At 64.2% G+C, this 25,646-nt stretch carries 19 protein-coding genes and 1 riboswitch; of the genes, 8 read left to right on the top strand and 11 right to left on the bottom strand.

Going from position 1 to position 25,646, the window contains the following annotated elements; genetic code table 11:
• Window positions 1-8: 8 nt before the first annotated feature.
• Window positions 9-1,730, bottom strand: a complete 1,722-nt coding sequence (locus tag AC0MAZ_RS18015) for a hypothetical protein (protein ID WP_232856107.1) — start codon at window positions 1,728-1,730, stop codon at window positions 9-11.
• Between the two features lie 333 nt (window positions 1,731-2,063).
• Between AC0MAZ_RS18015 and AC0MAZ_RS18020 the strand changes: the two genes are divergently transcribed.
• Window positions 2,064-3,641: an alpha/beta hydrolase gene (locus AC0MAZ_RS18020; RefSeq protein WP_442964133.1), complete on the top strand. Its 1,578-nt coding sequence runs from the start codon at window positions 2,064-2,066 to the stop codon at window positions 3,639-3,641.
• Between the two features lie 64 nt (window positions 3,642-3,705).
• Here the strand turns inward: AC0MAZ_RS18020 and AC0MAZ_RS18025 are convergent, their stop codons facing one another.
• The 3 genes from AC0MAZ_RS18025 to AC0MAZ_RS18035 are packed head-to-tail and all read right to left on the bottom strand — an operon-like array spanning window position 3,706 to window position 5,617.
• Complete coding sequence (locus AC0MAZ_RS18025; RefSeq protein ID WP_332880079.1) at window positions 3,706-4,176, bottom strand: arginase family protein; 471 nt, start codon at window positions 4,174-4,176, stop codon at window positions 3,706-3,708.
• Window positions 4,124-4,396 (bottom strand): arginase family protein, encoded by a 273-nt coding sequence (locus AC0MAZ_RS18030; protein ID WP_269806745.1) that lies wholly within the window; start codon window positions 4,394-4,396, stop codon window positions 4,124-4,126. The genes AC0MAZ_RS18025 and AC0MAZ_RS18030 overlap by 53 nt, the downstream gene beginning before the upstream one ends.
• Before the next feature lie 24 nt (window positions 4,397-4,420).
• Window positions 4,421-5,617, bottom strand: coding sequence for an IS256 family transposase (locus tag AC0MAZ_RS18035; protein ID WP_232856109.1), 1,197 nt, complete (start codon window positions 5,615-5,617; stop codon window positions 4,421-4,423).
• Window positions 5,618-5,673: 56 nt separating this feature from the next.
• Between AC0MAZ_RS18035 and AC0MAZ_RS18040 the strand changes: the two genes are divergently transcribed.
• Window positions 5,674-7,212: an FAD-binding oxidoreductase gene (locus AC0MAZ_RS18040; RefSeq protein WP_475858766.1), complete on the top strand. Its 1,539-nt coding sequence runs from the start codon at window positions 5,674-5,676 to the stop codon at window positions 7,210-7,212.
• Window positions 7,213-7,455: 243 nt separating this feature from the next.
• Here AC0MAZ_RS18040 and AC0MAZ_RS18045 read toward each other — a convergent pair whose 3' ends face one another.
• Window positions 7,456-8,346 (bottom strand): serine hydrolase domain-containing protein, encoded by an 891-nt coding sequence (locus tag AC0MAZ_RS18045; RefSeq protein ID WP_475861460.1) that lies wholly within the window; start codon window positions 8,344-8,346, stop codon window positions 7,456-7,458.
• Window positions 8,347-8,424: 78 nt separating this feature from the next.
• Window positions 8,425-8,826 (bottom strand): GFA family protein, encoded by a 402-nt coding sequence (locus AC0MAZ_RS18050; protein ID WP_475858767.1) that lies wholly within the window; start codon window positions 8,824-8,826, stop codon window positions 8,425-8,427.
• Window positions 8,827-9,196: 370 nt separating this feature from the next.
• Here AC0MAZ_RS18050 and AC0MAZ_RS18055 point away from each other — a divergent pair, with 370 nt between their 5' ends.
• Complete coding sequence (locus tag AC0MAZ_RS18055; RefSeq protein WP_475858768.1) at window positions 9,197-10,423, top strand: MFS transporter; 1,227 nt, start codon at window positions 9,197-9,199, stop codon at window positions 10,421-10,423.
• Window positions 10,424-10,752: 329 nt separating this feature from the next.
• The gene (locus tag AC0MAZ_RS18060; protein ID WP_232856113.1) at window positions 10,753-12,111 is read left to right on the top strand and encodes a glutamine synthetase family protein; all 1,359 of its coding nucleotides are present in this window, start codon (window positions 10,753-10,755) and stop codon (window positions 12,109-12,111) included.
• A 12-nt stretch (window positions 12,112-12,123) separates the two neighbouring features.
• Here the strand turns inward: AC0MAZ_RS18060 and AC0MAZ_RS18065 are convergent, their stop codons facing one another.
• Entirely contained in the window at window positions 12,124-14,961 is a 2,838-nt protein-coding gene (locus AC0MAZ_RS18065) for an HD domain-containing phosphohydrolase (protein WP_475858769.1), read from the bottom strand.
• A gap of 719 nt (window positions 14,962-15,680) precedes the next feature.
• Between AC0MAZ_RS18065 and AC0MAZ_RS18070 the strand changes: the two genes are divergently transcribed.
• Entirely contained in the window at window positions 15,681-17,039 is a 1,359-nt protein-coding gene (locus tag AC0MAZ_RS18070) for an 8-oxoguanine deaminase (RefSeq protein WP_050706082.1), read from the top strand.
• A gap of 62 nt (window positions 17,040-17,101) precedes the next feature.
• On the opposite strand, the gene AC0MAZ_RS18075 is transcribed toward AC0MAZ_RS18070, so the two are convergent.
• The 3 genes from AC0MAZ_RS18075 to AC0MAZ_RS18085 are packed head-to-tail and all read right to left on the bottom strand — an operon-like array spanning window position 17,102 to window position 20,713.
• Window positions 17,102-18,025 carry an ABC transporter substrate-binding protein gene (locus tag AC0MAZ_RS18075; RefSeq protein WP_475858770.1) on the bottom strand — a complete coding sequence of 308 codons (924 nt, stop codon included), beginning with the start codon at window positions 18,023-18,025 and terminating at the stop codon, window positions 17,102-17,104.
• Window positions 18,018-18,746: a (2Fe-2S) ferredoxin domain-containing protein gene (locus tag AC0MAZ_RS18080; protein ID WP_475858771.1), complete on the bottom strand. Its 729-nt coding sequence runs from the start codon at window positions 18,744-18,746 to the stop codon at window positions 18,018-18,020. The genes AC0MAZ_RS18075 and AC0MAZ_RS18080 overlap by 8 nt, the downstream gene beginning before the upstream one ends.
• 11 nt (window positions 18,747-18,757) lie before the next feature.
• Window positions 18,758-20,713: a TonB-dependent receptor plug domain-containing protein gene (locus AC0MAZ_RS18085; protein ID WP_475858772.1), complete on the bottom strand. Its 1,956-nt coding sequence runs from the start codon at window positions 20,711-20,713 to the stop codon at window positions 18,758-18,760.
• Window positions 20,714-20,802: 89 nt separating this feature from the next.
• Window positions 20,803-21,006: riboswitch (cobalamin riboswitch) on the bottom strand.
• A 142-nt stretch (window positions 21,007-21,148) separates the two neighbouring features.
• Here AC0MAZ_RS18085 and AC0MAZ_RS18090 point away from each other — a divergent pair.
• The 3 genes from AC0MAZ_RS18090 (at window position 21,149) to AC0MAZ_RS18100 (ending at window position 25,222) form a co-directional block, all read left to right on the top strand.
• Window positions 21,149-21,538 carry a DUF2946 family protein gene (locus AC0MAZ_RS18090; protein ID WP_203652483.1) on the top strand — a complete coding sequence of 130 codons (390 nt, stop codon included), beginning with the start codon at window positions 21,149-21,151 and terminating at the stop codon, window positions 21,536-21,538.
• Between the two features lie 70 nt (window positions 21,539-21,608).
• A complete protein-coding gene (locus AC0MAZ_RS18095) occupies window positions 21,609-23,762 on the top strand; it encodes a TonB-dependent receptor (RefSeq protein ID WP_475858773.1) in 2,154 nt (717 codons plus the stop codon).
• A 5-nt stretch (window positions 23,763-23,767) separates the two neighbouring features.
• Window positions 23,768-25,222 (top strand): PepSY domain-containing protein, encoded by a 1,455-nt coding sequence (locus AC0MAZ_RS18100; RefSeq protein WP_475861462.1) that lies wholly within the window; start codon window positions 23,768-23,770, stop codon window positions 25,220-25,222.
• Window positions 25,223-25,478: 256 nt separating this feature from the next.
• Here AC0MAZ_RS18100 and ykgO read toward each other — a convergent pair whose 3' ends face one another.
• Window positions 25,479-25,625 carry a type B 50S ribosomal protein L36 gene (gene ykgO, locus AC0MAZ_RS18105; RefSeq protein ID WP_023632134.1) on the bottom strand — a complete coding sequence of 49 codons (147 nt, stop codon included), beginning with the start codon at window positions 25,623-25,625 and terminating at the stop codon, window positions 25,479-25,481.
• Window positions 25,626-25,646 lie beyond the last annotated feature (21 nt).

Here is a 25,646-nt window from a genome sequence, read left to right on the forward strand (position 1 = left end):
GCCACGCATCACCCATGAATCCAGAACGCACTCTCGGCGAACTGCTCGCCATTCCACCAGTTGGCCGTCCCTGTTTCCATGCGGAAGTTCCTTGCCCCGGCCTGGCTCTGCAGCGGCGCCAACACTTCGCCATTGGCATCACGCCTCGCGCTCTTCTGCGCCGTTTCAGGGACGACGGCAACGATGTGCCCGGATTTTCCATCCGCCTTGCGCCGCGCGACGATCAACGCCACGCCGCCCTGGTTGGCGGCCTGCTGCAATTTGCTCAACGTGCCCGTCTGGCGCCAGCCGAAGTCGGGGCCAAAATCGCGCAGCCAGCGGAACAGGTCGTTTGCCCGCATTTCGCGGAGTGTCGTGCCGATCAGCGGCTCGACCGGCTTACCCTGCGACAGCGTGATCAGGGCTTTCTCCGTCCACCACACGCGCGGCAGGTATGCACCTGCCAGCATGCAGTAGTCATGGCAGTAGATATTGCAGAAGGTCATGCCGTCCCTGGGTTGGAAGCGCTTGTGAGACGGCTTGTCCACCGCCAGCCAGTCAACGATCGCCGCCAGTTCAGCGCGCAAACTGTCGGCCGAGTCACCGCGCCGCTGCGGCATGCTCGCTTCGTTGAGTGAGTGGGCACCGGCGAAATCGATCCGCCGCGTCACTACCCCTGGTTTGTGTGGCATGGCGACGGCGGTGATACCGCTGGCAGGTGAGGATACAGATGGGGCGACAACCGGAATGTCCCTCACTGTTGAGTCTGCAATCAGGAATTTCTGCGCAACGAAACCGCGCAGCAAGGCACCATTGAGTGATGTCTCCACTTCCAGGAAGCCATTGCGCGCCTTGCCGGTGAGGGCTCGCACTGGCTGGCCGTCCGGCAGGTTGGCGATCACGTTGGCTTGCGCCGGGTCGCTTTTGCGCGGTTCGCTGCGCATGCGCAACGGGCCCTCGCGCGTGTCGACCCTGAAGAGTTCGCCTTGTGCCGTCAGCTCGCTGGGAGGGGGCACCAATGAGCGTCCCGGCGCAGGCTGAGGCATCAGTGGGGGCTGGCCGTCCACGGCAACGGTGTGGGCCAGGCGGATGAAGTCGAAGAGGTTCTCGCCGTAGAACCGCTTACCGTCGAAAAAGCCCTGGCGCAGCCCTTTGCGGGGATTGAAGCCGCCGGTATTGTAAGCGATGCCGACCGCCGCAAGCTCCATGTCACTGAGGGACGATCGCTTGGTCAGACCGAGTTGCTTGAGGCCGCGCTTCAATTCGGCAACGCTCAGTTGCAACGCATCGTCGAAGTTGACGTAGCGCCGTTGCAGGAAGTAGTCGGGATCGGTCTTGAAGAACTGCAAATCACGTTGGAAGATCCCGAATCCATGGCAAAGCTTGTCCGGGTTGCGGGCGACTTTGGCGTAGCCGTCAATATGGTTGGCCATGTCCACCAGGGCCTGATGGGCAATGTCGAACATGGCCTGGCCGTTGGGAGCGGCCAGCAGTGCCGCCTTGTCCTTGGGGAAGGCCTGGCGCCCCTTCTTTGTATCCTGCTTGTTTACATCCAGGGTGTCGCCGACACAGAGCTCCAGGATTTCGGGCACCGGCAGGCCTTTGTTGCGCAGAACCGGCCAGACCTGTCCCGTTTCCTGACACGCGATCGCAGCCATGAAATCCACCGTCAGGGGCGTATTGGCTAGCGCAGGCGACATCTGGCTCTGAAACTGGTTCTTGAACCACTTCACATCGTTGGCATTGGGCATGTGGGGGATCCTTGACCGGTGAGTCGCCGGTCCGCTTGCGCCCCCATCGCAAACTGCTGAGAAATGAATGACCTGACGTCTTCATTAAAGTCTCGAATGTTCGAGTGTCAAGTTCATGGCGCATCTCGCCGCTCAGCGGCCTTGAAACCATCGGAGGCGGTGAATGCTGAATGCGCGAAAGCCGCTAAAGTCATTTTGACATCACCCCAACCAGACGGAATACATCGCTCCACGGAGGACTCCATGCTCAGGCTCACGCAAGCAGGTTTGACGACACTGTCCGCGCTTTTGATGCCCATGGCCATGACCGCCTGCACCTCGACGGATCGCGTCATGACGCCCTACGAGAACAAACTGGAGGTAGATAGCGTCAACGCAGTGAAATTCCACAGCATGCTCTATTTCCCCTCCGGAACAGCCCTCCACTACCCCGGTTACGTGGTCGCGCTCGAAAAGAGCCCACAACCGATCATCGGTGGGCCCAAGGTCAGCAACGAGAGCAAACAGCTGTTTCACGGCGACGCCAATTACTTCAGGGAAGAAGAAGATACCGCTAGCAACACGTCTCACCAGATCAAACGCATCCAGCAGTGGGACACCAAGGCGATGTTCGTCTCGCACATACTCAAGAATGGCGTGCTGTTGGACCAAGACACAGGCTACATGGCCAAGTCCCATTGCTTTGTCTACAACGCCTATGCAGCCGACGCCTTGGCTGGCATCCGCAAAGACTACGACCTGAAGAAAGTGAGCGATTGGAATGCCTGCGATGCCTCACGCAATCTGGAGCAGACCCACTCAGACCTCACGAACTTGTACCAGGAGAGCGCACGAGCGCTGAGATCGCTTGAGCAAAACCTGACCAGGGACCTTACCGGTTCACGCTACACCCATGTCGTCGTCGTGGTCATGGGCTGGAACACTGCCCAGGACGAGGCCATCCGCAACATCAACGACATCACGGGCAACCTGATGGCTGCCGCCTATGAAGTTGGCCAGGCGCAAAAGGCGCCGCTCAACCAGGCCAAGGCGTTGCAGAGCAACCAGATCTTCCAGCCAACAGGCGAAAAAGGTATTTACACCACGCCCAAGACAGACGTCCTCGACACTGCTCGATTTCGCCCTCTCGTCATCGGTGTGACCTGGCCATCGTTCTGGTCCAATTCGGTCACCAATTTCTTCAGCTATGGCAACAAGGCCAATGACGCCGACGAGATCGGCCTGACTTGGTTGAACATGCTCGTCAACCAGAGTGTGCCCAACGCGCTTGCGGCGTCCAAGAGCAAGGCCAAAGTCGTCACCATCGGCCACAGCTTCGGTGCACGCGCCATGATGCGTGCGCTGTTCAGTTCGCCCGCGCTGGTGCCACAGCAGGCCTATCCGCAAAGCCATGTGGACCTGGCGGTAGGCCTTCAGGGCGCGGTCAGTATCAATCGCTTCACCGTGGGTGATGGCAAGGAAGGCGCCCCCTATCGGGATTTTGCAAAACTGCAGAACACCCACATCGCGCTTACCGCCTCGGAGCATGACGGCGCTGCCGGCGGCCCGGTGTTCTGGTACGACCCGTCCGGCTCGATCAAGTCCTGGAACCAGGTGTGTGGGGCGTTAGCTCCGGCGAGGTCCGCCACGTTCGACTGCTTGAAAGCCAGCGATACCTCCGCCTCCCTGAATGGCCTTTTCAGCCTGTGCAAGGTAGGTGACAGCCATTGCACGGCATCGACGCTGAGTCGGAACAAGGTCAGCTACATCGACGCATCCAACGGAATAACCCAATTCAACTCACCGGGTTCGGGAGGGGGCGCTCATAGCGACATCTACCGGCTTCCCATGGGCAGATTGTTGTGGCGCCTGATCGAGCAATATGCACCGAGCGCCGAGCCTCGGGCCGAGACGCCGCTAGCGGCCCAGTAAATGCTGCGCATCACGCCGGGGCCTGCCGCTGGCGACCGTCAGCGGCAGCGAATGGCGGTAGACCTCAATCGGCACCGTTGGGAAACGGGAGCCGCGCCAGGATCCCGACGATCACGGCGGCAAATCGTCCGTCAGGGTCGAGGTCAGGATCAAATACGGTAACGGTCATGCCCCGGCAGCGTCGGTCGGCCACAAAGGGCGTCATGATCTTCACCAGATCGTCCGGCGTGAGCCCTGGAGTGCCTGGGGAATCGACAGCGGGCATCGTGGCTTGGTCCAGCACATCGACATCGAGGTGAATCCAGAAGCCTTGGGCGGGAGCTTGGTCAAGTACATCGCCGATGCGCCGCACAACGGCCTCGGGGCCGATCGCCAACGCCTCGAAGACATCAATCCGGTTGATCGACGTGTGGTTGATATCGGGCCATGCGAAATCCTCGTCACGGTTTTCGCGCTCCCCCAGTTGCACGACGTAGGTATCGTCAAACAGCGGGGCCGGTACACCCGGCCAATGCGTTGCCAGCGCCTTCGCCACGCCCGGTCGCCAGGGCAAGGTCCATGCCCGCCACGGTGCCCAGCGTTTGCTCGGGGTCATAGTTGCCGGGATGACGAAAATCGCTGTGCCCATCGATGTGGATCAGTGAAAGCGGCCCGGCCTGCCGCGCGCCTGCAAGCGCCCCCAGTAGAATCGAACAATCGCCGCCGATCACAAGCGTGAATTCGATCGTGTCCCAGGAAGTGGTGTAACTCATCATGGCCTTGACCACTGAGTTTGCCGTTTAGTTGATCACGGCCGACAGCTTGGCCTGTGGATTATCGCTGACTGCCTCGAACGCCTCCAACTGCATATAGCGCCGTTGCAGGCACCACTCGTCGTTCTGCTCCAACAGCATCGCGCCTACCAGCCGTGTGATGGCAGGATCGTTGGGAAAGATGCCCACGACGTCGGTGCGGCGTTTGATTTCAGCATTGAGCCGTTCCAGTGGATTGGTGCTGTGCAACTGCTGTCGATACGCTTTGGGAAACGCCATGTGGGCCAGCACTTCATCCTCGCAACCATCCATGAGCGCCGCGATCTTGGGGTACTTTTCGCGCAACTGATCGACGACCAGGCGCCACTGCTGGTGGCATTCGGTGCGGCTGTCCTGGGCGAAAACCGTACGCAAAAGCGCCGCCACCATGGTGCGCTGGCCCTTGCCCACATGGGCCATGGCGTTGCGCATGAAGTGCACGCGGCAACGCTGCCAGGTCGCGTTGAAGACCTTGGAAACAGCTGCCTTGAGCCCTTCGTGGGCGTCGGAGATGACCAGCTTCACGCCACGCAGGCCACGCCGCATCAGGCTTCGCAGGAAGTCCGTCCAGAACGGTTCTGCCTCCGAAGGGCCAACCCGCATGCCCAAGATCTCGCGCCCGCCATCGGTGTTCACGGCCACGGCGATTATTACAGCGACCGAGACGATGCGCCCGGCCTCCCGCACCTTGACGTACGTGGCATCAATCCACAGGTAAGGCCAATCGCCTTCCAGGGGACGGTCCAGAAAGGCGTGGACACGCTCATCGATCTCGCCGGCCAACCGTGACACTTGGCTCTTGGAGATGCCGGTCACGCCCATGGCTCTGACCAGCTCGTCCACCGAACGGGTTGAAACGCCTTGAATGTAGGCTTCCTGGATCACCGTAGCCATCGCCTTCTCAGTGGTGCGCCGAGGCTCAAGAAAGCCAGGAAAGTAGCTACCTTGGCGCAACTTCGGGATCTTCAGGTCAACGTCGCCAGCACGGGTTTGCCAGAGGCGATCCCGGTAGCCGTTACGGCTGTTTGTCCGGTCGGGGCTTTTGACATCGAAGCCGGCGCCGCACAGGCCTTCGACATCGAACTCCATCATACGTTGGGCAACGAACTGGATCATTTGCTTGAGCAGATCAGCGTCTGCCCCTTTCACAACCAACTCGGTCAATGCGATAGTGGGCTTGGTCATTGTGGTTTCTCTGGTGAAGGTTAAGTCCGCAAACTCAACGTTAGCCAAGAACCACGATGACCATCCTCTTTCGCCCGCAGGGCGCCTTCGGTTGGTTTAGTTACACCACTTCCTGGGACACGATCCAATTGATCGACAGTACACAACAGCACGCCGTTTCAGAGTCGTCGCCTATTTTCACTCGGCGCCATCTACTCCAGGCCGGGATGACCGGGATTGCCGTCAGTGTGCTTTCACCGTGGTCGTCATGGGCGGCACCATCGGGCGTCCTGGTGAACGATGTGACGATGCTCAATCCGATTTGGGTCAATCGTTTGCTCGCACCTCGCACCACGGGCGAAATACAGCGGGCGCTCGCGATGTCGTCAGGCCCAGTCAGCATCGGTGGTGGCCGCTATAGCATGGGGGGGCAGATTGCTACCGAAAACAGCCTGCACCTCGACATGCGTCAGTTTAATCAGGTAATCCGATACTCGCCTGAGAGCAGAGTCATACGCGTGCAAACAGGGATGCGTTGGCGTGACCTGCAGTCGGTCATAGACCCGGACGACCTCTCGATAAAAATCATGCAGAGTTATGCCAACTTCACCGTCGGCGGATCGCTGTCAGTCAATGCTCATGGACGCTATGTCGGCGCAGGTCCAGTCATCAACTCGGTGCGTTCTCTGCAACTGGTGCTTGCAGACGGTTCGGTAGCAGAAGCGTCCCGCACCACAAATTCCGACCTGTTCTACGCGGCTATCGGTGGCTACGGTGCGATCGGGGTGATCACTGAGGTCGAACTGGACCTTGCGTCCAACATCACAATTGAACGTCAGATACGCCGCATGCCAGTTGCTGATTACCCGCGTTTTTTCAATGAGCACGTCCGCGAGAACGAACAGGCTATCCTGCATAATGCCGATTTGGCCCCCCCTTATTTCGACATGGCTACTTCCGTCACTTGGTGTGCCTCGGACAAAGCGTTGACCGTAGCAGAAAGGCTGGTAGCGCCGGGGCAGTCGTACAAGATCAACCAGACCGTCATGTGGAGTGTGACCAAGCTTCCCGGTGGCCCAATGATTCGCAAGGATGTGATCGATCCACTGCGCTATCTCAATCAACCGGTCGTACGGCGCAACTACGAGGCCAGTGCGGATGTCGCTTCGCTTGGCCCCATTGCAACCCGAAACAGTACCTATGCGTTGCAAGAATATTTTGTGCCAGTGACACAGCTCAATGCGTTCGTAACGCAAATGGCCGCCATTCTTCAGGCGCACAGCGTTGACGCCGTTAATATCTCCATCCGACACGCTCCGGCCGACCCCGACTCGCTTCTGTCCTGGGCACGCGAAGAAGTGTTTTCATTCGTGCTCTATTATTGGCAGCGCGTCGGGGTGGATGATCGCGAGGCAGTTGGCGTGTGGACACGCGAACTCATCAACGCGGCGCTGTTGCTTGGCGGTACTTACTATCTGCCCTACCAACTGCATGCCACGCCGGAACAGTTCTCAAGTGCCTACCCAAACGCGCGCCGTCTGTTAGCACTCAAAGCGCAAGTCGATCCAGGAGGGCGATTCCGGAACAAGCTCTGGGACAAGTACCACACGGGGTAGTGTAAAGCTCGTGGCAAGGGTGTCTGAGCCCAAGCGGGTGTTGATCCGAATCCGTTGTTTCGGCAATTGCCACTTCATTCGCAGGCATATCCGAGCGGTCGCATTTGGCCGATTACTGCGCTTCATGATTGTCCGCTTTGGGTCGGAAGCAGCCGCTCACGTGTATCCGTTAACAATTCAAAATGGGTATTGAATCGGGCAGCAAGTGATATCCATTGAAAGCGGAACAAGAACCAGGCAGCCTCAGCGCACAGCCTCAAGCACCTTGCGTATCTCCTGAGCGACCAGCGCCTCGATACGCCCCTCATCCAAGGCCCTCGAAAACACTGCGCAACACGCGATGGCCTCCCCAACCGCACATCGATAGACCGCCACCACACTGCCGGGGCCACACCCGGTATGCCCGGCCAGCGTCAGGCCGCCCTCGATCGTCCCTCGCATCAGACCCAGGGCATAGCCTGGTGCGATCCACGGCCGGCCGGCCATTGGCCCACCCAATACCTTCGTTGCCTGCATTTCCTGGAGCAGGTTGTCCGGAAGCAGTGTCCCGGCAAGCAGGCGATCCAGGAAAAGGGCAGCCTGGGAAACAGGGCCGATCAGCAACCCGTGGTAGACCCAGCCAGGGTCGTAGTTCAACGAATGACCGAGGTAGTCACCGTGCAGGTCTGAGCGTTTCGTTGCCAAGCGAACCGACAAGATGCCAAGTGGAGCCAGAACTTGCTGCCTGAGCGCCTCTTCAAGCGGCAGGCCTGTGGCACGTTCGATGAGCCTGGCTACCAGCATGTAGCCCACATTCGAGTAGCGCCAACCCGCTCCTGGGGCGTAGCGAAGTCGAGCGCCATCCAGGCGCTGCATCATCTCGTCCGCGGACCACGCGGATTCATGATTGGCAACCGCCGCGTGGTACGCGGGAAGCTCGCCATAATCCGCAAGACCCGCTTCGTGACGCAGCAGCTGACGCAGGGTGTAATTGGTTTCAGGCAGCGCGGCATCCAGGGCGAGTCGTCCGTCGCGCACCAGAGTCAGGGCGGTCGCGGCCAACACCGTCTTGGTGAAACTCCACCATGGCACACAGGGTTCGGCCTGGAGCGATGGCGTAATGAATCGACCGTTGGAAAGCGTGGAAATCAGCATCGAGTACTCAAGCAGTGATGACAGGCCAGTAAACAAGCGCAGAGGCAACAACATACCCCACTCCGGCGATGCAAGCCGTCAGTCGGCCTCGGGACAATAACGGGATGGCGTATACCAGGGCACCGCAGAATCGATGTAGACGTGCTTTTGCTTGCGTGGCTGGAACGGTGTATCAAGTGTACCCAGCGCGATAGAGATCCAGTCGGCGAACTCACCTTCGGGTCGTGACCAGAACAACGTCGAGCCACACGCCCCGCAGAACTCGCGTAACACTGTCTGCGAAGAGGCGTAGGCCTTGATGCTGTCGGCCCCGCGATGTATGCGAAGTGCGCTGCGCGGCACGCTGCCATATGACGCGAATGCAGCCCCGTGGCCTTTGCGGCACTGGCTGCAGTGACAATGACTCACGGCCTTGGGTGGCGTGAGCAGCTCGTAGCTGACCGCTGCGCACAGGCAGCTTCCTTGATATGCCTCTGTCATATGTCCTTCTGTGCTGGTGAAAAATTGTGATGCCTGTCAGTCAGCGTACTGGGGCTGCGTTGCAGCCCTTTCGCGGCACAAGGCCGCTCCTACATGGGGTACGCGATCCCTGTAGAAGCGGCCTCGTGCCGCGAAAGGGTCGCAAAGCGACCCCGGCAATCTTGAATTGAGCAGTCATATCCCGACAATCGCAATACCCTCAAAGGGATGGCCAAACGCTCTACCCCAAGCCACCCATCGATCCCACTGATGATTACTATCAAGCCGCCCGCCTGTCGAGCTGCAAAATCCACCCCCTATAATCGCCTCCCCGTTTTCCCCTCGCTGCAGCGCCTGTCCCAGGCGACAGTCCCCTATGGAAGCCCGCACCATGCCAAGCCCCACCCCGTCCCCCCACAGCCCACCCGAACACAGCCAGCAGAGCGTCCGTCAGCAGTGGCTGGCGATTCTCTCGGTCGCCGTGGGCGCTTTCGCCCTGGTGACCAGCGAGTTCCTGCCGGTGGGCGTGCTCAACGATGTCGCCGCTGATCTTGGCATCAGCGCCGGCCAGGCCGGCCTGATGGTGACCCTGCCCGGCATCATGGCGGCCCTGGCCGCGCCCTTGCTGTCGGTGGGCATCGGTGCCCTCGACCGACGCTACCTGCTGATCGCCCTGACCCTGATCATGATCGTCGCCAACGCCGTGGTGGCCTACGCCACCGACTTCGGCCTGCTGCTGTTCGGCCGGGTACTGCTGGGCATCAGCATCGGTGGCTTCTGGGCGACCGCGATCGCCCTGAGCGGCCGCCTGGCGCCCAAGGGCGTGGGCGTGGCCCAGGCCACCTCGATCATCATGGTCGGCGTGACCCTGGCCACCGTGCTCGGCGTGCCCGTGGGCACTTGGCTCAGCGGGCTCATGGGCTGGCGCATGACCTTCCTGGTCACCGCGCTGGTGGGCCTGCCGGTGCTGCTGGCGCAGGTCCTGCTGCTGCCGCGGCTCAACCCGGAGAAGGCCATCCGCATCAGCGACCTGCCGGCGCTGTTCATCAACCCGCAGGCGCGGGTCGGCCTGATCGCGGTGTTGCTGATCGGCCTGGCGCACTTTGCCGCGTACACCTACGTCGCGCCGTTCTTCAAGCACAACGCCGGCTTCGACGGGCCGATGATCGGCTCGCTGTTGCTGCTCTACGGCGTGGCCGGGGTGCTGGGCAATGTCTTCGCCGGTTTTGCCGCCAACCAGAGCGTGCGCTACACCCTGATGCTGGTCGCCTTGATGATCGGCGTCGGCACCGCGCTGTTCCCCTACTTCGCCACCAACCTCACCGGCGCGGCGATGCTGATCGCGCTGTGGGGCTTCGCCTTCGGCGCCTTCCCGGCCTGCGCCAGCATCTGGATGTTCGTCGTGGCGCCCAAGGATGTGGAGCGCGGCATGCCGCTGTTCGTCGCCATGTTCCAGGTGATCATCGCCCTGGGCTCGTTCTTCGGTGGGCGGATCGTCGACCAGATGGGCAGCGCGGTGCTGTTCAGCCTGGCCACGGCGCTGGTGGGCTGCGGCTTTGTCACGGTGCTGGTGCTGGGGCGCAGCGTCAGCAATCGCCTGGCGGCCCAACCGTCCTGAGAGATCGCTGTGGGAGCGGGCTTGCCTCGCGATGCCGTGTATGGCACCGGCTACGCCGGTGATCGCGGGGCTAGCCCGCTCCCACGCTGACGTTGTCTAGCCTGAAAGGCGCCTGTTGTTTCATAGAGCGGTGGCGGGCCGATTTTACCCGCCACGCTTTATCAACTCTTTACGCCGACGAGCCGCAAACCGACAGCAACTTGATACGCAACTCAATACCCTTTGCCAGGTCTTTGGCGTATCGAGAGTGCAACATGACGCTGTACGCGAATCCCCTGCCTGGGCGGGCCGGCATTCAGGATGAACGCATGCCCCCTTCCGGGGTGGGAATGAACACCCCCGCCGAACCACTGGCGCAGCAGCTCAGGCAACAGGGTATCTGCGAGGTCGAATGCGTGGTGAGCGACTTTTCCGGCATCGTCCGCGGCAAGGTCGCCTCCCTCGACCGCTTCCTCGACGAGGGCGGCATGCGCCTGCCGGAGAGTGTGCTGCTGCAGACGGTGACCGGCGACTTCGTCGACGACGAGGTCTTCTACGCGCTGCTGGACGAAGCCGGCATCGACATGCACTGCCGCCCCGCCGCCCATGCCATCTACCGCCTGCCGTGGCTGGCGGAGCCGACCGCCATGGTCATCCACGACAGCTTCGACCGGCACGGCCAGCCCATCGAGCTATCGCCGCGCAATGTGCTTAAGCGCGTGCTGGCCCTGTACAGCGACAGTGGCTGGCAACCGGTGGTGGCGCCGGAGCTGGAGTTCTACCTGACCAAGCGCAGCCATGACCCGGACCTGCCGCTGGAAGCGCCCGAAGGCCGCTCGGGCCGGGCGGAGACGGGTCGGCAGGGTTTCTCCATCGAAGCCACCCACGAATTCGCCCGGCTGTTCGAGGACGTCTACCACTGGTGCGCCGTCCAGGGCCTGGACCTGGACACGCTGGTCCACGAAAGCGGCCCTGCGCAGATGGAAGTCAATTTCCACCATGGCGACCCGCTGCGCCTGGCCGACCAGTTGATCGTTTTCAAGCGCACCTTGCGCGAAGCGGCGCTGCAGCACGGTATCAGCGCGACCTTCATGGCCAAGCCGATCGCCCATGAACCTGGCAGCTCGATGCACATCCACCAGAGCGTGCTGGACAGGGCCACCGGCGCCAACCTGTTCGCCAGCGCCCACGGCACACCGAGCGATCGGCTGCTGCACTACATCGGCGGCCTGCAGAAGTACCTGCCCCAGGCACTGGCGCTGCTCGCCCCGAACGTGAATTCCTACCGCCGCTTCCTGCCCGACGCCTGTGCCCCGGTCAATGTCGAATGGGGCGAAGAAAACCGCACCGTGGGCCTGCGCGTGCCCACCGCGACAGCGGCCGCCCTGCGCGTGGAGAACCGCCTGCCCGGCGCCGATGCCAATCCCTACCTGGCCATGGCCGCCAGTCTGCTGTGCGGCTATCTCGGCCTGCTCGAACAGGCGGCGCCCAGCGCGCCCGTGCAGGGACGCGCCTACGACCATGGCGGCTTGCGCCTGCCGGCCACGCTGGACGAGGCGCTGGCGCGGCTGGAGGGTTGCGAGCTGCTTGGGGAGTACCTGGGCGACCGGTTCGTGCGCGGGTATGTGGCGGTCAAGCGCACCGAGCTGCAAAACTACCGGCAGGTGATCAGCGCCTGGGAGCGTGAGCACCTGCTGCTGAGGGTCTGAGGCTTTGAATACCTACAACTGCGCCAGCCAGTAGGCCACGTCCACCTCATCGATCTGCTCGGGGCGCAGGAACTGCTCGGCATACTGGCGATACACGCCGGTGTTGAGGAACAGCCGCAGCAACTGCCCGTCGATATGGTTGTCACGGGCCATCGACACCAGGATCTTCACCGACTCGGACAGGGTCTTCGGCGCCTTGTACGGCCGGTCCGCCGCGGTCAGCGCCTCGAAGATGTCGGCAATCGCCATCACCCGCTCGGGGATGCCCAGCGCATCCTTGCCAAGCCGGCGCGGATAGCCGCTGCCGTCCATCTTCTCGTGATGGTTGCCGGCAATCGCCGGCACGCGCCGCAGCTGACGCGGGAACGGCAGCGCGCTGAGCATGATGATGGTCTGCACGATGTGCTCGTTGATCTTGAAGCGCTCCTCGTCGTTGAGGGTGCCACGGCGGATCGACAGGTTGTACAGCTCGCCGTGGTTGCTGGCATGGGCCGGCAGGCGCATGTCGAAACCCCAGTGGTTGCGCGGGTCGTCCTTGGCCACCGGTGGCTTGCGCGGCCCCCAGGGCACCTGGTGCTCGTCGCGGTCGGCAAGCAGCGGCTCCTCCACCGGCAAGGGCGCGACTGGCGTGTCGGCGAAGCGCGCGGCCTCGTCGCGGGAGATGCCCAGGCGGTTGTCGAAGTGCCGCAGCCAGCGGCGCTGGCCGATGCGGCGAAGGCGCTCGATGTCGGCCTCCTGCATGAACTCGCCGCCGATATTGGCGTGGGCGACGAAGGCGAATTCGTCCTGCAACTCGGCCCGGCACTGCTCCAGCGCCTGGCGCAGCAGCAACTCGTCATCGCCGTTGGCCACGCCTTGCCAGTAGGCGATCTCGGCGTCGCGCCAGAGCACCTCGAAGCGCATGCGCACCTCATGCACACGGTTGTACAGGGTCTCGAGCTTGGTCGCCTTGTCCACCACGTATTCGGGGCTGGTAATCTTGCCGCAGTCGTGCAGCCAGGCGGCCACGCGAAACTCGTAGCGCTCGTCCTCGTTCATGCTGAAGCCGGCATAGGGGCCGCTTTCGGCCTGCACGGCCTGGTCCAGGAGCATCTGCGCCAGCTGCGGCACTCGCTCGCAATGGCCGCCGGTATAGGGGCTCTTGGCGTCGATGGCGTCGGCCAGCAGCTTGATCATGGCATCCAGCAGGCGCTGCTGGGCCTCGACCAGTTGGCGGGTCTCGATGGCCACGGCGGCGGCGCCGGACAGTTCCTCGACGAAGCGCCGGAACGCCTGCCCGGCGTGTTCGTCCTCCAGTTGCAGGACCAGAATGCCGAGGAGCGACTGGCCGCGGTCGTTGAGCACCACCGCCAGGCTGCGTCCCTGCAACGACAAGGCCTGGGTCACGGCATTGGCGAGGTCTTGATGGTCGTGCTCATGTACCGCCAGTTCAGCCGGATAGTCCTGGGCCCGGCAGGCCGCAGCCAGGCGCAGGCGTGCGTTGTCGGCATCGTACAGGTACACCGCGCCGGCACTGGCGCTGGCAGCCGCCACCAGGTGGTTGAGCACGCCGTCGAGCATACGCTCGAGCTGGGTCTCGCGGCTGAGCGTGAGGGTGATCGCCTGGAAGTTGCGGATGGTGCCGGACATGCGGCTGAGCACCCGGCTCAGTTCACGCACCTCCGACACCCGCGAGAGCACACCCACCTCACGGCTGAAATCAAAACCGGCCAGGCCCTGCACCTGCTCCGTAAGCCGGCGCAACGGGCGGCCGATGCGCCGGCCGAGCAAGCCACCGAGCAACAGCAACACCGCCGCCAGCGCGCCGGCCCAGAGCAGTTGCTCGAACAACACCTGGCGCGCGCCGGCCAGCAGCTCGTGGGCCGGCACGGCAATCAGCACCTGCAGGTCCTGCCCGGCCACGGTGGTCAGCGGCACGCGCATGCCATACCAGGTCTGCCCTTCAACCTGATACGGCTGTGGCCGGGTACCCTGGAGGGTATCAGCATGGATCCGTGCGAGGCTGGCAATGCCCAGTTCATCGATGCGCGACAGGCGCACGCCCTCGCCTTCGCGGACGATGACCCGCTGCAGGTCCGGATAGGCCACCACGCTGCCCTGGTCATCGACCACGGCGATCTCGGTGCCAGCCGTCATGCGCAGGTCGCGGCTCTCGCTGGCCAGGTCGGTGACCGAGACGTCCATGCCGATCACCGCCGCGCCATCGACGCTACGCTGGGCCATGGTCAGGCCGATCTCGCGGGTGGTGAAGAACACATAAGGGCGGGTAAGCACGGTGGTGGCTTGCGCAGAGGCTTCGACGAACCAGGGGCGCTGACGCGGATCGTAGCGGTAGTCCGGCTTGGGCTGGTGCAGCAGCAGGGTCATCGCCTGGTCGTAGAAACGCCATTCGCCATGCAACGCACCGTCTTCGCCCAGGCTGACGGTCTGTACCAGGAACATCGTGCCTGCCGGTGCCGCGAAGCGCTGCAGCAACTGTGGGTCGCGCAGGCGGCGGACCAGCAGGAACTCGCCATTGGGGTAGCCGAGGTAGGCGGCGCTGAGCATGCGGTTGGCGCGCAGGCTCTCGACCAGTTGCGGCAGGCGCTCCAGGTGCTGCGCCATTGTGCCCGCAGCGGTATCGAAGGCCAGCAGGCGGATGCTGCTCTGCACCGGATCGACCAGGCGTCGGGCGCGCTCGTCGATGGTCCGGCCGATCTGCTGGGCGGCATCGCCGGCGGCGGCCACCAGGGTCTGGCGCACCCCCAGGTAGCCCTGCCAGGCCAGGGCCGCGCCCAGCGCCAGCATGCCCAGCATGATTGCCAGCGCCACCAGCCATTGCAGGGAGATACTCCGGCCACGGTTGTTCATGAACGCCTGCCCCGTGCAGACGCCAGCCTTGCCGCATGCCCCATCAACGCGCAGCCCATCCCAGGTACTCCCCGTGTGGCGATTTCCAAAGTGTAATCAGCCCGCGCGAACCTGCCGGCCTGTGACAGTGGCTGGTAGCGAGACAGTCGCATACCGGCGCAACGACATCAATCACGCCCTGAATCATTGTGGGAGCAACTGTCTTGCTCAATTTTTAGAATCTGGCGCGATCCCCGTGGGAGCGGGCTTGCCCGCGAACACCGGCGCAGCCGGTGCCATACACCGCGCTGGATTCTTCGCGGCGGTGCGGCGGTCCGATAAACCCGCTCCCACAGGGTCAAGCTAAATCAAGTTTGTTCCATGAGAGTGGCCCGTCCCGCAGTCGTCAGAATTGCGGCAAAAAACTCGTATACAAAAAAAAGAAATTCTGTTTACACTGCCTCACGCCTACGACAACGGTCATCGCCGTTGCGTATTGCGACAGGCTCAAGCCATGCGACATCCGCTATCGCCCAACCTCTCCGGGCCCCCTTCTCGAATGCCGTGCGTCCTGAACGCCGTATCCGCCCTGCTGCCATCGACCCACACGCCCGATACGCCCTCGCCAGGGCCGATCCTGCGCGTGCGCGGTTCTGCTCCAGCCTTCGACGCCGGGCTTCGCCACGGCGCCTGACGCTTCCCTACAATCAGAAAACACACCCCAAGCGGGAGGGACACCCATGCCCAAGACACTACTGGTCAAGAACGCCGAATTGCTGGTGACCATGGACGGCGAACGCCGCGAGATCAAACGCGGCGGCCTCTATATCGAAGACAATGTGATCAGGCAGGTCGGCCCCAGCGATACCCTGCCGCAGCATGCCGACGTGATCCTCGACATGACCGGCAAGGTGGTCATCCCGGGCCTTGTCAACACCCACCACCACATGTACCAGAGCCTCACCCGCGTGGTGCCGGCGGCCCAGGACGGCGAGCTGTTCAACTGGCTGACCAACCTCTACCCGATCTGGGCGCGGCTGACCCCGGAGATGATCTCGGTATCGACCCAGACGGCCATGGCCGAGCTGATCCTCTCGGGCTGCACCACCTCCAGCGACCACCTGTACATCTACCCCAACGGCTGCAAGCTCGACGACAGCATCCACGCCGCCGAGGAGATCGGCATGCGTTTCCACGCCGCGCGCGGCAGCATGAGCGTCGGCCGCAGCCAGGGCGGCCTGCCGCCGGACTCGGTGGTGGAGAAGGAAAGCGACATCCTCAAGGAGTCGCAGCGCCTGATCGAGGACTACCACGATGCCAGCCACGGCTCGATGCTGCGCGTGGTGGTGGCGCCCTGCTCGCCGTTCTCGGTCAGCCGCGACCTGATGCGCGAGGCGGCGGTGCTGGCCCGTCAGTATGGCGTGTCGCTGCACACCCACCTGGCCGAGAACGTCAACGATATCGCCTACAGCCGCGAGAAGTTCGGCATGACCCCGGCCGAGTACGCCGAGGACCTGGGCTGGGTCGGCCACGACGTCTGGCACGCCCACTGCGTGCAGCTCGACCAGCACGGCATCGAGCTGTTCGCCCGCACCGGCACCGGGGTCGCCCACTGCCCGTGCTCGAACATGCGCCTGGCCTCAGGCATCGCGCCGATCCGCAAGATGCGCGACCACGGCGTGCCGGTGGGCCTGGGGGTCGATGGTTCGGCGTCCAACGACGGCGCCAGCATGATCGGCGAGGTGCGCCAGGCGCTGTTGCTGCAACGGGTCGGCTTCGGACCGGATGCGATGACTGCCCGCGAGGCGCTGGAGATCGCCACCCTGGGCGGCGCCAAGGTGCTCAACCGCAACGATATCGGCGCCCTCGCCCCGGGCATGGTCGCCGACTTCGTCGCCTTCGACCTTGGCCATGTAGCCTATGCCGGCGCCCTGCACGACCCGTTGGCGGCGCTGGTGTTCTGCACCCCGACCCATGTCGACACCAGCGTGATCAACGGGCGTGTGGTGGTTCAGGGTGGGCGCATCACCACCGTCGACCTGCCGCGAGTACTGGAGCGTCACAACCAGCTGGCGCGTCAGTTGGTCATCGGCGAGTAACACCCAGCCCATCGCGGGGCAGGCCCGCTCCCACGCCAAGCTTCGCGATCAGGGCTGGCCAGCTATGGGACAGCCACTTCCCTGAGCCGCCGCGCCAGTTCCAGGGCCACCCGCCCGCTGGCCGGCGTCGGCACCAGCTGGGTGAACGGGATATCGATCATGCGGTTCTCGCGCACCGCCCGCAGGCTCGAGAGCACCGGATCACGGGCCAGCAGCTGACGCTTGCGGCTGGCCGGCGACCACAGGGCGTCGGCCAGCAGGATCACATCGGGGTCGCTGCTCAGCAGCGCCTCGCGGTTGACCGTCACCCGGTACTGGTCAATCCCGCCGAGCACATTGCGCGCCCCGGCGGCGGCCAGCAATGGCGTGACGAAACCCCGCCCGCCTTCGCTGTCCAGCCCCCGGACTTCACTGTCGAGGTAGAACACCGACAGCGGCTTGCCGATAGGCGCGATCGCCCTGGCCCGCGTCAGGTCCGCCTCCATCGCCTCGATCAACGCCTGCGCCCTCGCCTGCCTGCCGAGCATTTCGCCAAGGAGGGTCAGGTCACGCCGGACATGGGCGTAGTAGTCCAGGGAATGACCGGCACAGGCCGACTCGAGCAGGTAGGTGGCGATCCCGTTGCCGGCCAGCCGGGTTCGCGAGCTGACCCCATCGCCGAAAGCCGTGGCGAATCCGCCGACCACCAGGTCCGGCCTTTGCGCATACAGCACCTCGCTGGCCGGATACTCCCGGGCGATCACCGGCACGCCCTGGTAGCGACCCTGCTTGTAGGCGGCGCCGTTGTCGTCCAGGTAGGCCACCCCGACCATCGATGGCCCGGCGCCAAGGGCGAGCAGCAGGTCGGCCGCGTGCTGGTTGAGGGCGACGATACGCGCAGGCGTCGCCGCGGGCCGTTGCCAGTCTTGCCCGCAGTTGCGAAAGCGCTCGGCCAGGGCCGGTGTGCCACAGCACAGGGCTAGCGACAGCAACCAGGCTTTACGCATCGCATGTCCCTCCCTTGATCAGCAATCTTTCGGCGATCCTTCCGCCCTCTAGATGCGTTTTTACCAACTCCTCCACCTCCCGATCATCACGTACCCGATACCAGCAGCCGTCCGGGTGCACCGTCAGTACTGGCCCCAGGTTGCAGGGGAACTGGCAACCGGTACGGGTCAGCAGCACGCCGCCTGGCGTCTCGATCAAGTCACGCTCCAGCAACTGGCGGCGCAGGCGTTTCCACAACGGCAAGGCACCGCGCCGCACGCAGCGTGGGCCGGTGCACAGGAACACCTGGCGGGCATGCTCGGGTACCCGCGACCAGTCCGGATCGCTGGCCACCGCGTTGACCTGGTCGCATGGCAGGTGACGGGCATGCTCGCCGACGCTGGCACACGCCGCCCGAGCATCCAGCCCGCGCCGGCCCAGGGCCTGGGCCGTGACCCAGATGCCGGCGCGACCTTGCGCCAGGCGCCCCAGTTCATCGCGCAGCCAGTCGAGGTAGGCGCTGTCCGAGGTGGGTTCCAGGTCCACTACCAGCAAGCGCTCAATGCCCAGGTCAAGGGCCTCGCGGATAACCACCCACAGCCCGTCGAAGCCCTCCAGGGTATCGACGATATCCCGGTCCACCTCGCGGCCACGCAGGTCGCGAACCTCGGCGCCGAACGCCTCGGCCACCGAGCCACTCGCCAGACCGGGGCCCACGAACAGCACACGCTGATAGTCCATGCTCACGCCCCTCAGAAGGTGTAGGTGTACCGCAGTTCGCTGGTGAACGGCCGCCCGAGGTTGTCGACATTGCTCGCCCGGCTGGTGACATAGTCGCGGTCGAACAGGTTCTCCACCAGCAGGCTCAGCCGGTGCTGGCGGGCGCCATCCAGGTAGCGATAGGCATCGGCATCGACCACCGAGTAATGGCCATAGTCGACGCCCTTGGAGCTGACCACATCGCGAATGTAGCGAATGGCCCCTCCGGCACCCCACCTGCGGTCTGCCGATTCGTAGCCGAGCCGCGAGCGGGCGAAGAAACTCGGCACGTCGTTGATCGTCGCCCCGGTGCGCGACTCGGTGAGGTTACGGGTCATGTCGGCCTGCAGGCTCCATTGGTCGTCGAGCTGGATACGTGCATCGGCCTCGAAACCACGCATCTGCACCTGGCCCTGGCCGTTCACCCACTGGCTGCCGTCCAGGGTGATCAGGTCAGTGATCTTGCGCCGGAACACGGTGACGCTGGCGCTGAACTCACGCGCCAGCAGCAGGCCGTGGTAGTCCAGGCCAAGCTCGGCATTGCGGCTCTTCTCGGGCTTGAGGTCGCGGTTGCCGATCTCGTCGCCAGGCTCGTTGACGAACAGCTGCTCGGCGTTGGGCAGCTTGTAGGCGCTGCCGTACTGGCCGCGCAGCTGCCAGTTGTCGTTCAGGTCGTACAGCGAGGTGAGCATGCCGACGGTGGCGCTGTCGCCGCCGCTCATGGCTTCGTGGCGCACGCCGAGGCTCGGGTGCCAGTTCGGCAGGGCCTCGATCCTGGGCCTCAATTGGGCATACAGCGCATTGGCCTGGGCCTCGTTGTCGTCGATCAACAGCACGTCGTCCTGGCCCTTGAACCACTGGTTGTCGGAACCGAACACCAGCACATGGCCGCCGTCGAGCTCGGCCTTGCCCTCGGCCTGCACACCCCAGTCGGTGAAGCCCCAGTAGTCGTTGTGGTTGACCACGTTGCGGCTGCCGTCGGCGCGGTTGTTGATGCGGGTGTAGCGGGTGTCCCAGTCGTTGACATGGCCCTTGACGAAGTAGCTCAGGCGCTCGTTGAGGCGCTGCTCGAAGGTGGCGGTGGCGATCTGCTGCACGCGGTCATTGGTGGTTTTGTAGTTGTTCACCGGCCGGGCGAAATCGAGGTTGGCGTCGGTGTACTGGTAGAACAGCTCCAGCCGCGCAGCGTCGCCGAAGGCCTGGATTGCCTTGCCGCCGAAAGTGCTCACCTCGTAGCCGCGTTTCTTGTCGCTGACGTTGCCGCTGTAGTCACGGTTGCGAAACGGTTGGTAGCCGTCGGAGACGTTGTGACTGACATAGGCCAGCAGCCCCAGGTCGCCGAAACCATTGCTGAAGATCCGCTCGACGCGGGCGTCCTTGCTGTTGCCGGCGAAGCTGTCCAGGCCCAGGTTGACCTCCCCCGAAGCCTCGCGGCGCTGCGGGCTGCGGGTGACGATATTGATCACCCCCGCCACCGCCTGGGTGCCGAACAACAGGCTCTGGCCGCCCTTGAGCACCTCGATGCGCTCCACCGCGTTGGCCGGCAGGGTGTCCAGGTACAGGCCACCGTACAGGCGGTTGTTCAGGCGCACGCCGTCGAGCAGGATCAAGGTGTCGTCGTTGCGCCCGCCCAGCAGCGAGTAGGTGCCGTAGTCGAACGGGCCGTTCTTCGGCGCGACGTAGAAGCCGGGGATGAACATCTGCATCACCCGGGTGATGTCGGCGCCGGGGCCGGCGCGCTCGATCTGCTCGCGGCTGACGATCTCGACCTTGCTGCCGTACTGGGCCATGGCGGCGACCGTGGTCGACTCCACCGAGGGCGCGGCGACGATCTGCTGGTCGAGGATCAGAGGGGTGTTTTCGGCCAGTGCCAGGGGGCTGGCCAGGCAGCCCAGAAGCAGGGTCCGGGCCTTGGGGGAGAAACGTCGGGAGTGAATCACAGCAATCATGCTCTTCTCGAAAGTGACTTTCGCAGAAGCACGCAGGAGCAGGGATCGCGCACAGCCAATACCGGCCCATGCCCGCCCACCGCAGGAGTTTGCCTACCACATTCCAGGCCGGTCTCCGGGCTCGCAAGACAAGACACCTTCACCTTCCCATGGCGCACTGGCCACAGTGGTCTGTCGAAGGCATCACTTGCATACCGTTGCGGGGGCAGCACCGGACTGGCGCGAAGCGCGTACCGGTTTCCCGTTTCACCCCATGCGCGGCGGCATGGGACACCTGAAATCGGTCGGCATCTGAACACCTGGGGCCGAGAGGCGTCAAGCCAGCCAGGTGAATCGATTCGAATGTTTTTTATCGGCCGAGCACTCTAGGCAGATGTTTCAAACGCTGTAGAATCCGCACGCCGAACCTATTCTCATTCCCTTCGAGCTTTGCCGATGAAGCTGGCCCGCCACACACGATCGCAAGTCGCCTGGGTGCTGTATTTCAGCATCCTGTTCGGCTCGTTGCTGTGCGCCATGGGCCATGGCCAGATGGCGGGCTTGCGCCTGGCCGGCCTGGATGACGCCGCCTGGTGCGCGGCCGACAGCAGCGGCGTGTTCAAGGGCGACCAGGACATCAGCGACCCGGTGCTGCCCGCCGGCGGCGACTGCGTGATCGCCAGCCTGTTCAGCGCCACCCTGCTGGCCGTGTTCTTCGGCCTGCTGGCCTTGCTCGCCGGGGAGTCGAGCAAACCCTTACCCAGGCAACCCGCGCCACCCCTGCCCAAGCAGCGCTGGCCACTGGTCAATCCGCGCGCCTCTCCTGCTTCGCTTCTCGCGTTCTGACATCGCCACGCCCTGCGCTGCCTGATCGGCAGCGGGCGTGCGCTAACCGATTTCAGCCAGGAAGCCTTGCATGTTTCGCATGACCACTTTGGCGCTGCTCGTTGGCAGCGCAACCTGCGCCTGGGCGCAGGATGACACCCTGACCCTGCCCGCCAGCAACGTCACGGCCACCGCCGACCAACCCAAGGAGGCCACCGGCCTCGACCTTGACCGCCCTATCGAAAGTGGCTCGCGGCTGAACCTCAGCGCCCGCGAAAACCCCGCCTCGGTCAGCGTCGCCGACCGCAAGACCATGGAACGCATCGGCGCGCGCAACTTCCAGGACGCCGCCAACGCCCTGCCCGGGGTCAACGCTTCGGCACCGCCCGGCTGGGGCGGCTACGTGTCGTACCGCGGCTTCAACGGTGCCCAGGTCAGCCAGCTGTTCAATGGCATCAACCTGCAGTACGGCGCTGCCGGGCGACCGGTCGGGGCGTGGATCTACGACCGTGTCGAACTGCTCGGCGGCCCCTCGTCGTTCCTCAACGGCAGCGGCGCCGTCGGTGGCAGCCTGAACATGATCACCAAGCTGGCCAACCGCGACGAAGACATCTTCGAAGGCCGCGTCAGCTATGGCCGCTACGACACGATGGAGACCTCGGTCGGCTTCAACAAGGCGCTCAACAGCGGCGACGGCCCACGCCACTACGCCCGGCTCGACTACAGCCGCACCAGCACCAATGGCTATATCGACCGCCAGGAGAACGGGGCCGGCAACCTGGCCTTCTCGCTGCTCAGCGACATCAACGACCAGTTGTCGCACACCCTGGCCATCGAGTACCTGGAAGAAAAAGAGGACAGCCCGTACTGGGGCTCGCCGGTGCTGCAGCCGGCGGTCGGCACCCTGCATATCGACAAGCACAATCGCTTCAACAACTACAACGTCGAGGACGGCCGCTACGAGCAGCGCACGCGCTGGCTGCGCTCGATCACCGACTACCGCATCGATGACAGCAACCAGCTGCGCAACACCTTCTACCACTACAACGGCCAGCGCGATTACCGCAACCTCGAGGTGTACCGCTACAACGCCGGCAACACCGCCATCGACCGCTCCGGCGGCTACCGCCAGCGCCACGACCAGGAGGTCAACGGCAACCGCGTCGAGCTGACCCACCAGGGCCAGCTGTTCGGCCTGGCCAGCGACTGGGCGTTCGGCGTGGACTACAACCGCAACCAACAGACCAACTACCCACTGTCCAAGGGTGCTTTCGACCGCATCGACCCGAACGGCTTCCAACCCGATCACTTCCTCGACATCCCCGGCATGGACGCGCCGCGGGCCAAAGGCCGCAGCACCAACACCGACACCACCGCGGGCTTCGTCGAAAACCGCACCCGCCTGACCGACCAGCTGTCGCTGATCACCGCGCTGCGCTACGACCATATCGACTTCGACGTGGTCGACCACGTGACCCGGGCCAAGCTGGACCGGCGCTGGGACGCCTTCACCGGCCGCCTGGGCCTGGTCTACGACCTGACGTCCAATGTCAGCCTGTACACCCAGTACAGCACCTCGGCCGAACCGCCGGGAGGCTCGCTCACCGGCGCCTCGATCAGCCAGGTCGGCGACTTCGACCTGAGCACCGGCCGCCAGGTGGAAGTGGGCAGCAAGTTCGACTTCCTCGATGGGCGCGGCTCGGCCACTGCAGCGGCCTATCGCATCGTGCGCAAGAACATCTCGGTGCCCTCCTCGACCGTGCCCAACACCACCGAGCAGGCGGGCCAGCAGACCTCCACCGGCATCGAGCTGGCGGCCTCGTTCAAGGTCACGCCCAAGCTGCTGGCCGCGGGCAACTTCAGCTGGGTCAACGCCGAATACGACGAATTCAACGAGACCATCGGCGGCGTGGTGTACTCGCGCAAGGGCAAGAACCCGGTGAACATCCCCGACCGGGTCGCCAACCTGTGGCTGACCTACGACCTGGCGCCGGGCTGGCAGGTCGGCGCCGACGCCCGCTATGTGTCGTCGGTGTACGCCAATACCGCCAACACCGCCTGGGTGCCGTCGTACACCGTTTACGGGCTGTCGATGACCCACGACCTGGACCAGCACGTGCAGCTCAGCGCGCGGCTGCGCAATCTCACCGACGAGGTCTACGCCCGCTTCATCCACCAGACCAACACCCAGTACTACCTGGGTGAGCCGCGCAGCCTGGAAGTCGCTGTGCAGTGGCGCTACTGATGGGCCTGAAACGCCAGCTGTACCTGTGGCACCGCTGGCTGGGTATCGTCGCCTGCCTGTTCATGGCGCTGTGGTTCGTCTCCGGGGTGGTCATGCTGTATGTCGGCTACCCCAAGTTGACCCCGGCCGAGCGCCTGGCCCACCTGCCGGCACTGCCGGCGGGTTGCTGCGCCGAGTTGCCGGCGCAGTGGGCGCAGCAGCCGTTGAAGGCACTGCGCCTGACCAGCCTGGGCGGGCGGGCGCACTACCTGCTGGAGCTGGCCGACGGGCGCCGCGTCACCCTCGATGCCGCCAGCGGCGCGTCCCTGGCTCAGGCCGATGCCGCCTGGGCCCTGGCCAATGCCCGGCAGTACGCCGGTGACGCGGCACTGGCCTACCAGGGTACGGTGGACGAGGACATGTGGACCCACTCCCGGGCACTGGACGGTGACCGGCCCTTGCACCGGGTGCGGGTGGACGATGCCGCCGGCACCTGGCTGTACCTGTCCGGGCGCAGCGGTGAAGTGGTCCGCGACGCCACCGCGCAGGAGCGCGCCTGGAACTGGGTCGGTGCCTGGCTGCACTGGCTCTATCCCTTGCGCGGCGGGTTCGGCTTCGACAACGGCTGGCGCACGCTGGTGATCGGCCTGTCCGTGCTCGGCACGCTGATGGCGGTCCTGGGCATCGCGGTGGGCATCCTGCGCCTACGCTTGCGCAAGCGCTATCGCAGCGGCTCGTGCAGCCCTTACCCGAGCGGCTGGCTGCGCTGGCACCACATCGGCGGGCTGCTGTTCGGCGGCGTGCTGGTGTTGTGGGTGTTCAGTGGCCTGATGTCGATGCGCCCCTGGGGCCTGACCGACAGCCGTTCGCAGATCGCCCTGCAACCCGGCCCGCTGCGCGCCGCCGACCTCAAGCTGCCGATCGCCACCGCGTTGGCGCGGTTGCGCGATGAGGCAGGCTTCAATGCCGTCGAGTTGCAGTGGCAGCGCCTGGCCGACGTCACCTACCTGGTGGCACGCAACGCCAACGGCGACAGCCGCATCCTTGAAGCCGGCGCGCCACCGGCCCGGGCGTTTGCCCGGCAACGTCTGCTGGCGGCCGCGCAGGTCATGGCCCCGGGCATTGCGGTGCAAGACGACTGGCAGACCGCCTACGACTTCCACTACTTCGCCCGCGATCCGCAGAGCATGTACGGTTTCCAGTCCAGGCCGTTACCTGTGCTGCGCCTGCGCTTCGACGACCCGGCCGGCACCTGGGCCTACATGGACCCGGCCAGCGGCATGCTGGTGACCAGCCACGACCGGGCGCAACGCACCGGGCGCTGGTTGTTCAACCTGTTGCACAGCTGGGACTGGCAACCGCTGCTGGCGCGGCCGCTGTTGCGGGAAGGGCTGATCATCGTCCTGAGTAGCGGTGGGCTGGTGATTGCCCTCAGTGGTGTGGTGCTGGGTTGGCGGCGTTTGCGCAGGACGCTCCGTTAGCGTCTGCGTCCAAGGTATGGCATCAGGTGCGTCACTTTCTGGTGGGCTCCTATGGGACGACATGTAACCCATTGGTTTAGCTTGACTCTGTGGGAGCGGGTTTACCCGCGAAGAATCCAGCGCGGTGAATGGCACCGGCTCCGCCGGTGTTCGCGGCGGTGCGGCGGTCCGATAAACCCGCTCCCACAGAAATAACAGGGCTGGACGATCTCTCATGGAGCCAAACGTAATTCTTCGATTCGACCAGGACAGCGTGCTACCCCCGCTTCTTCTTCACCCCGCCCTGCCTGGCCTTGAACCGCGGATTGGACTTGCAGATCACATAGATCCGGCCACGACGCTTGACCACCTGGCAATCACGATGACGGCGCTTGGCCTGCTTGAGTGAGGACAGTACTTGCATGGGAACCTCCAGTTACGTAAT

This window comes from Pseudomonas sp. A (assembly GCF_056270345.1).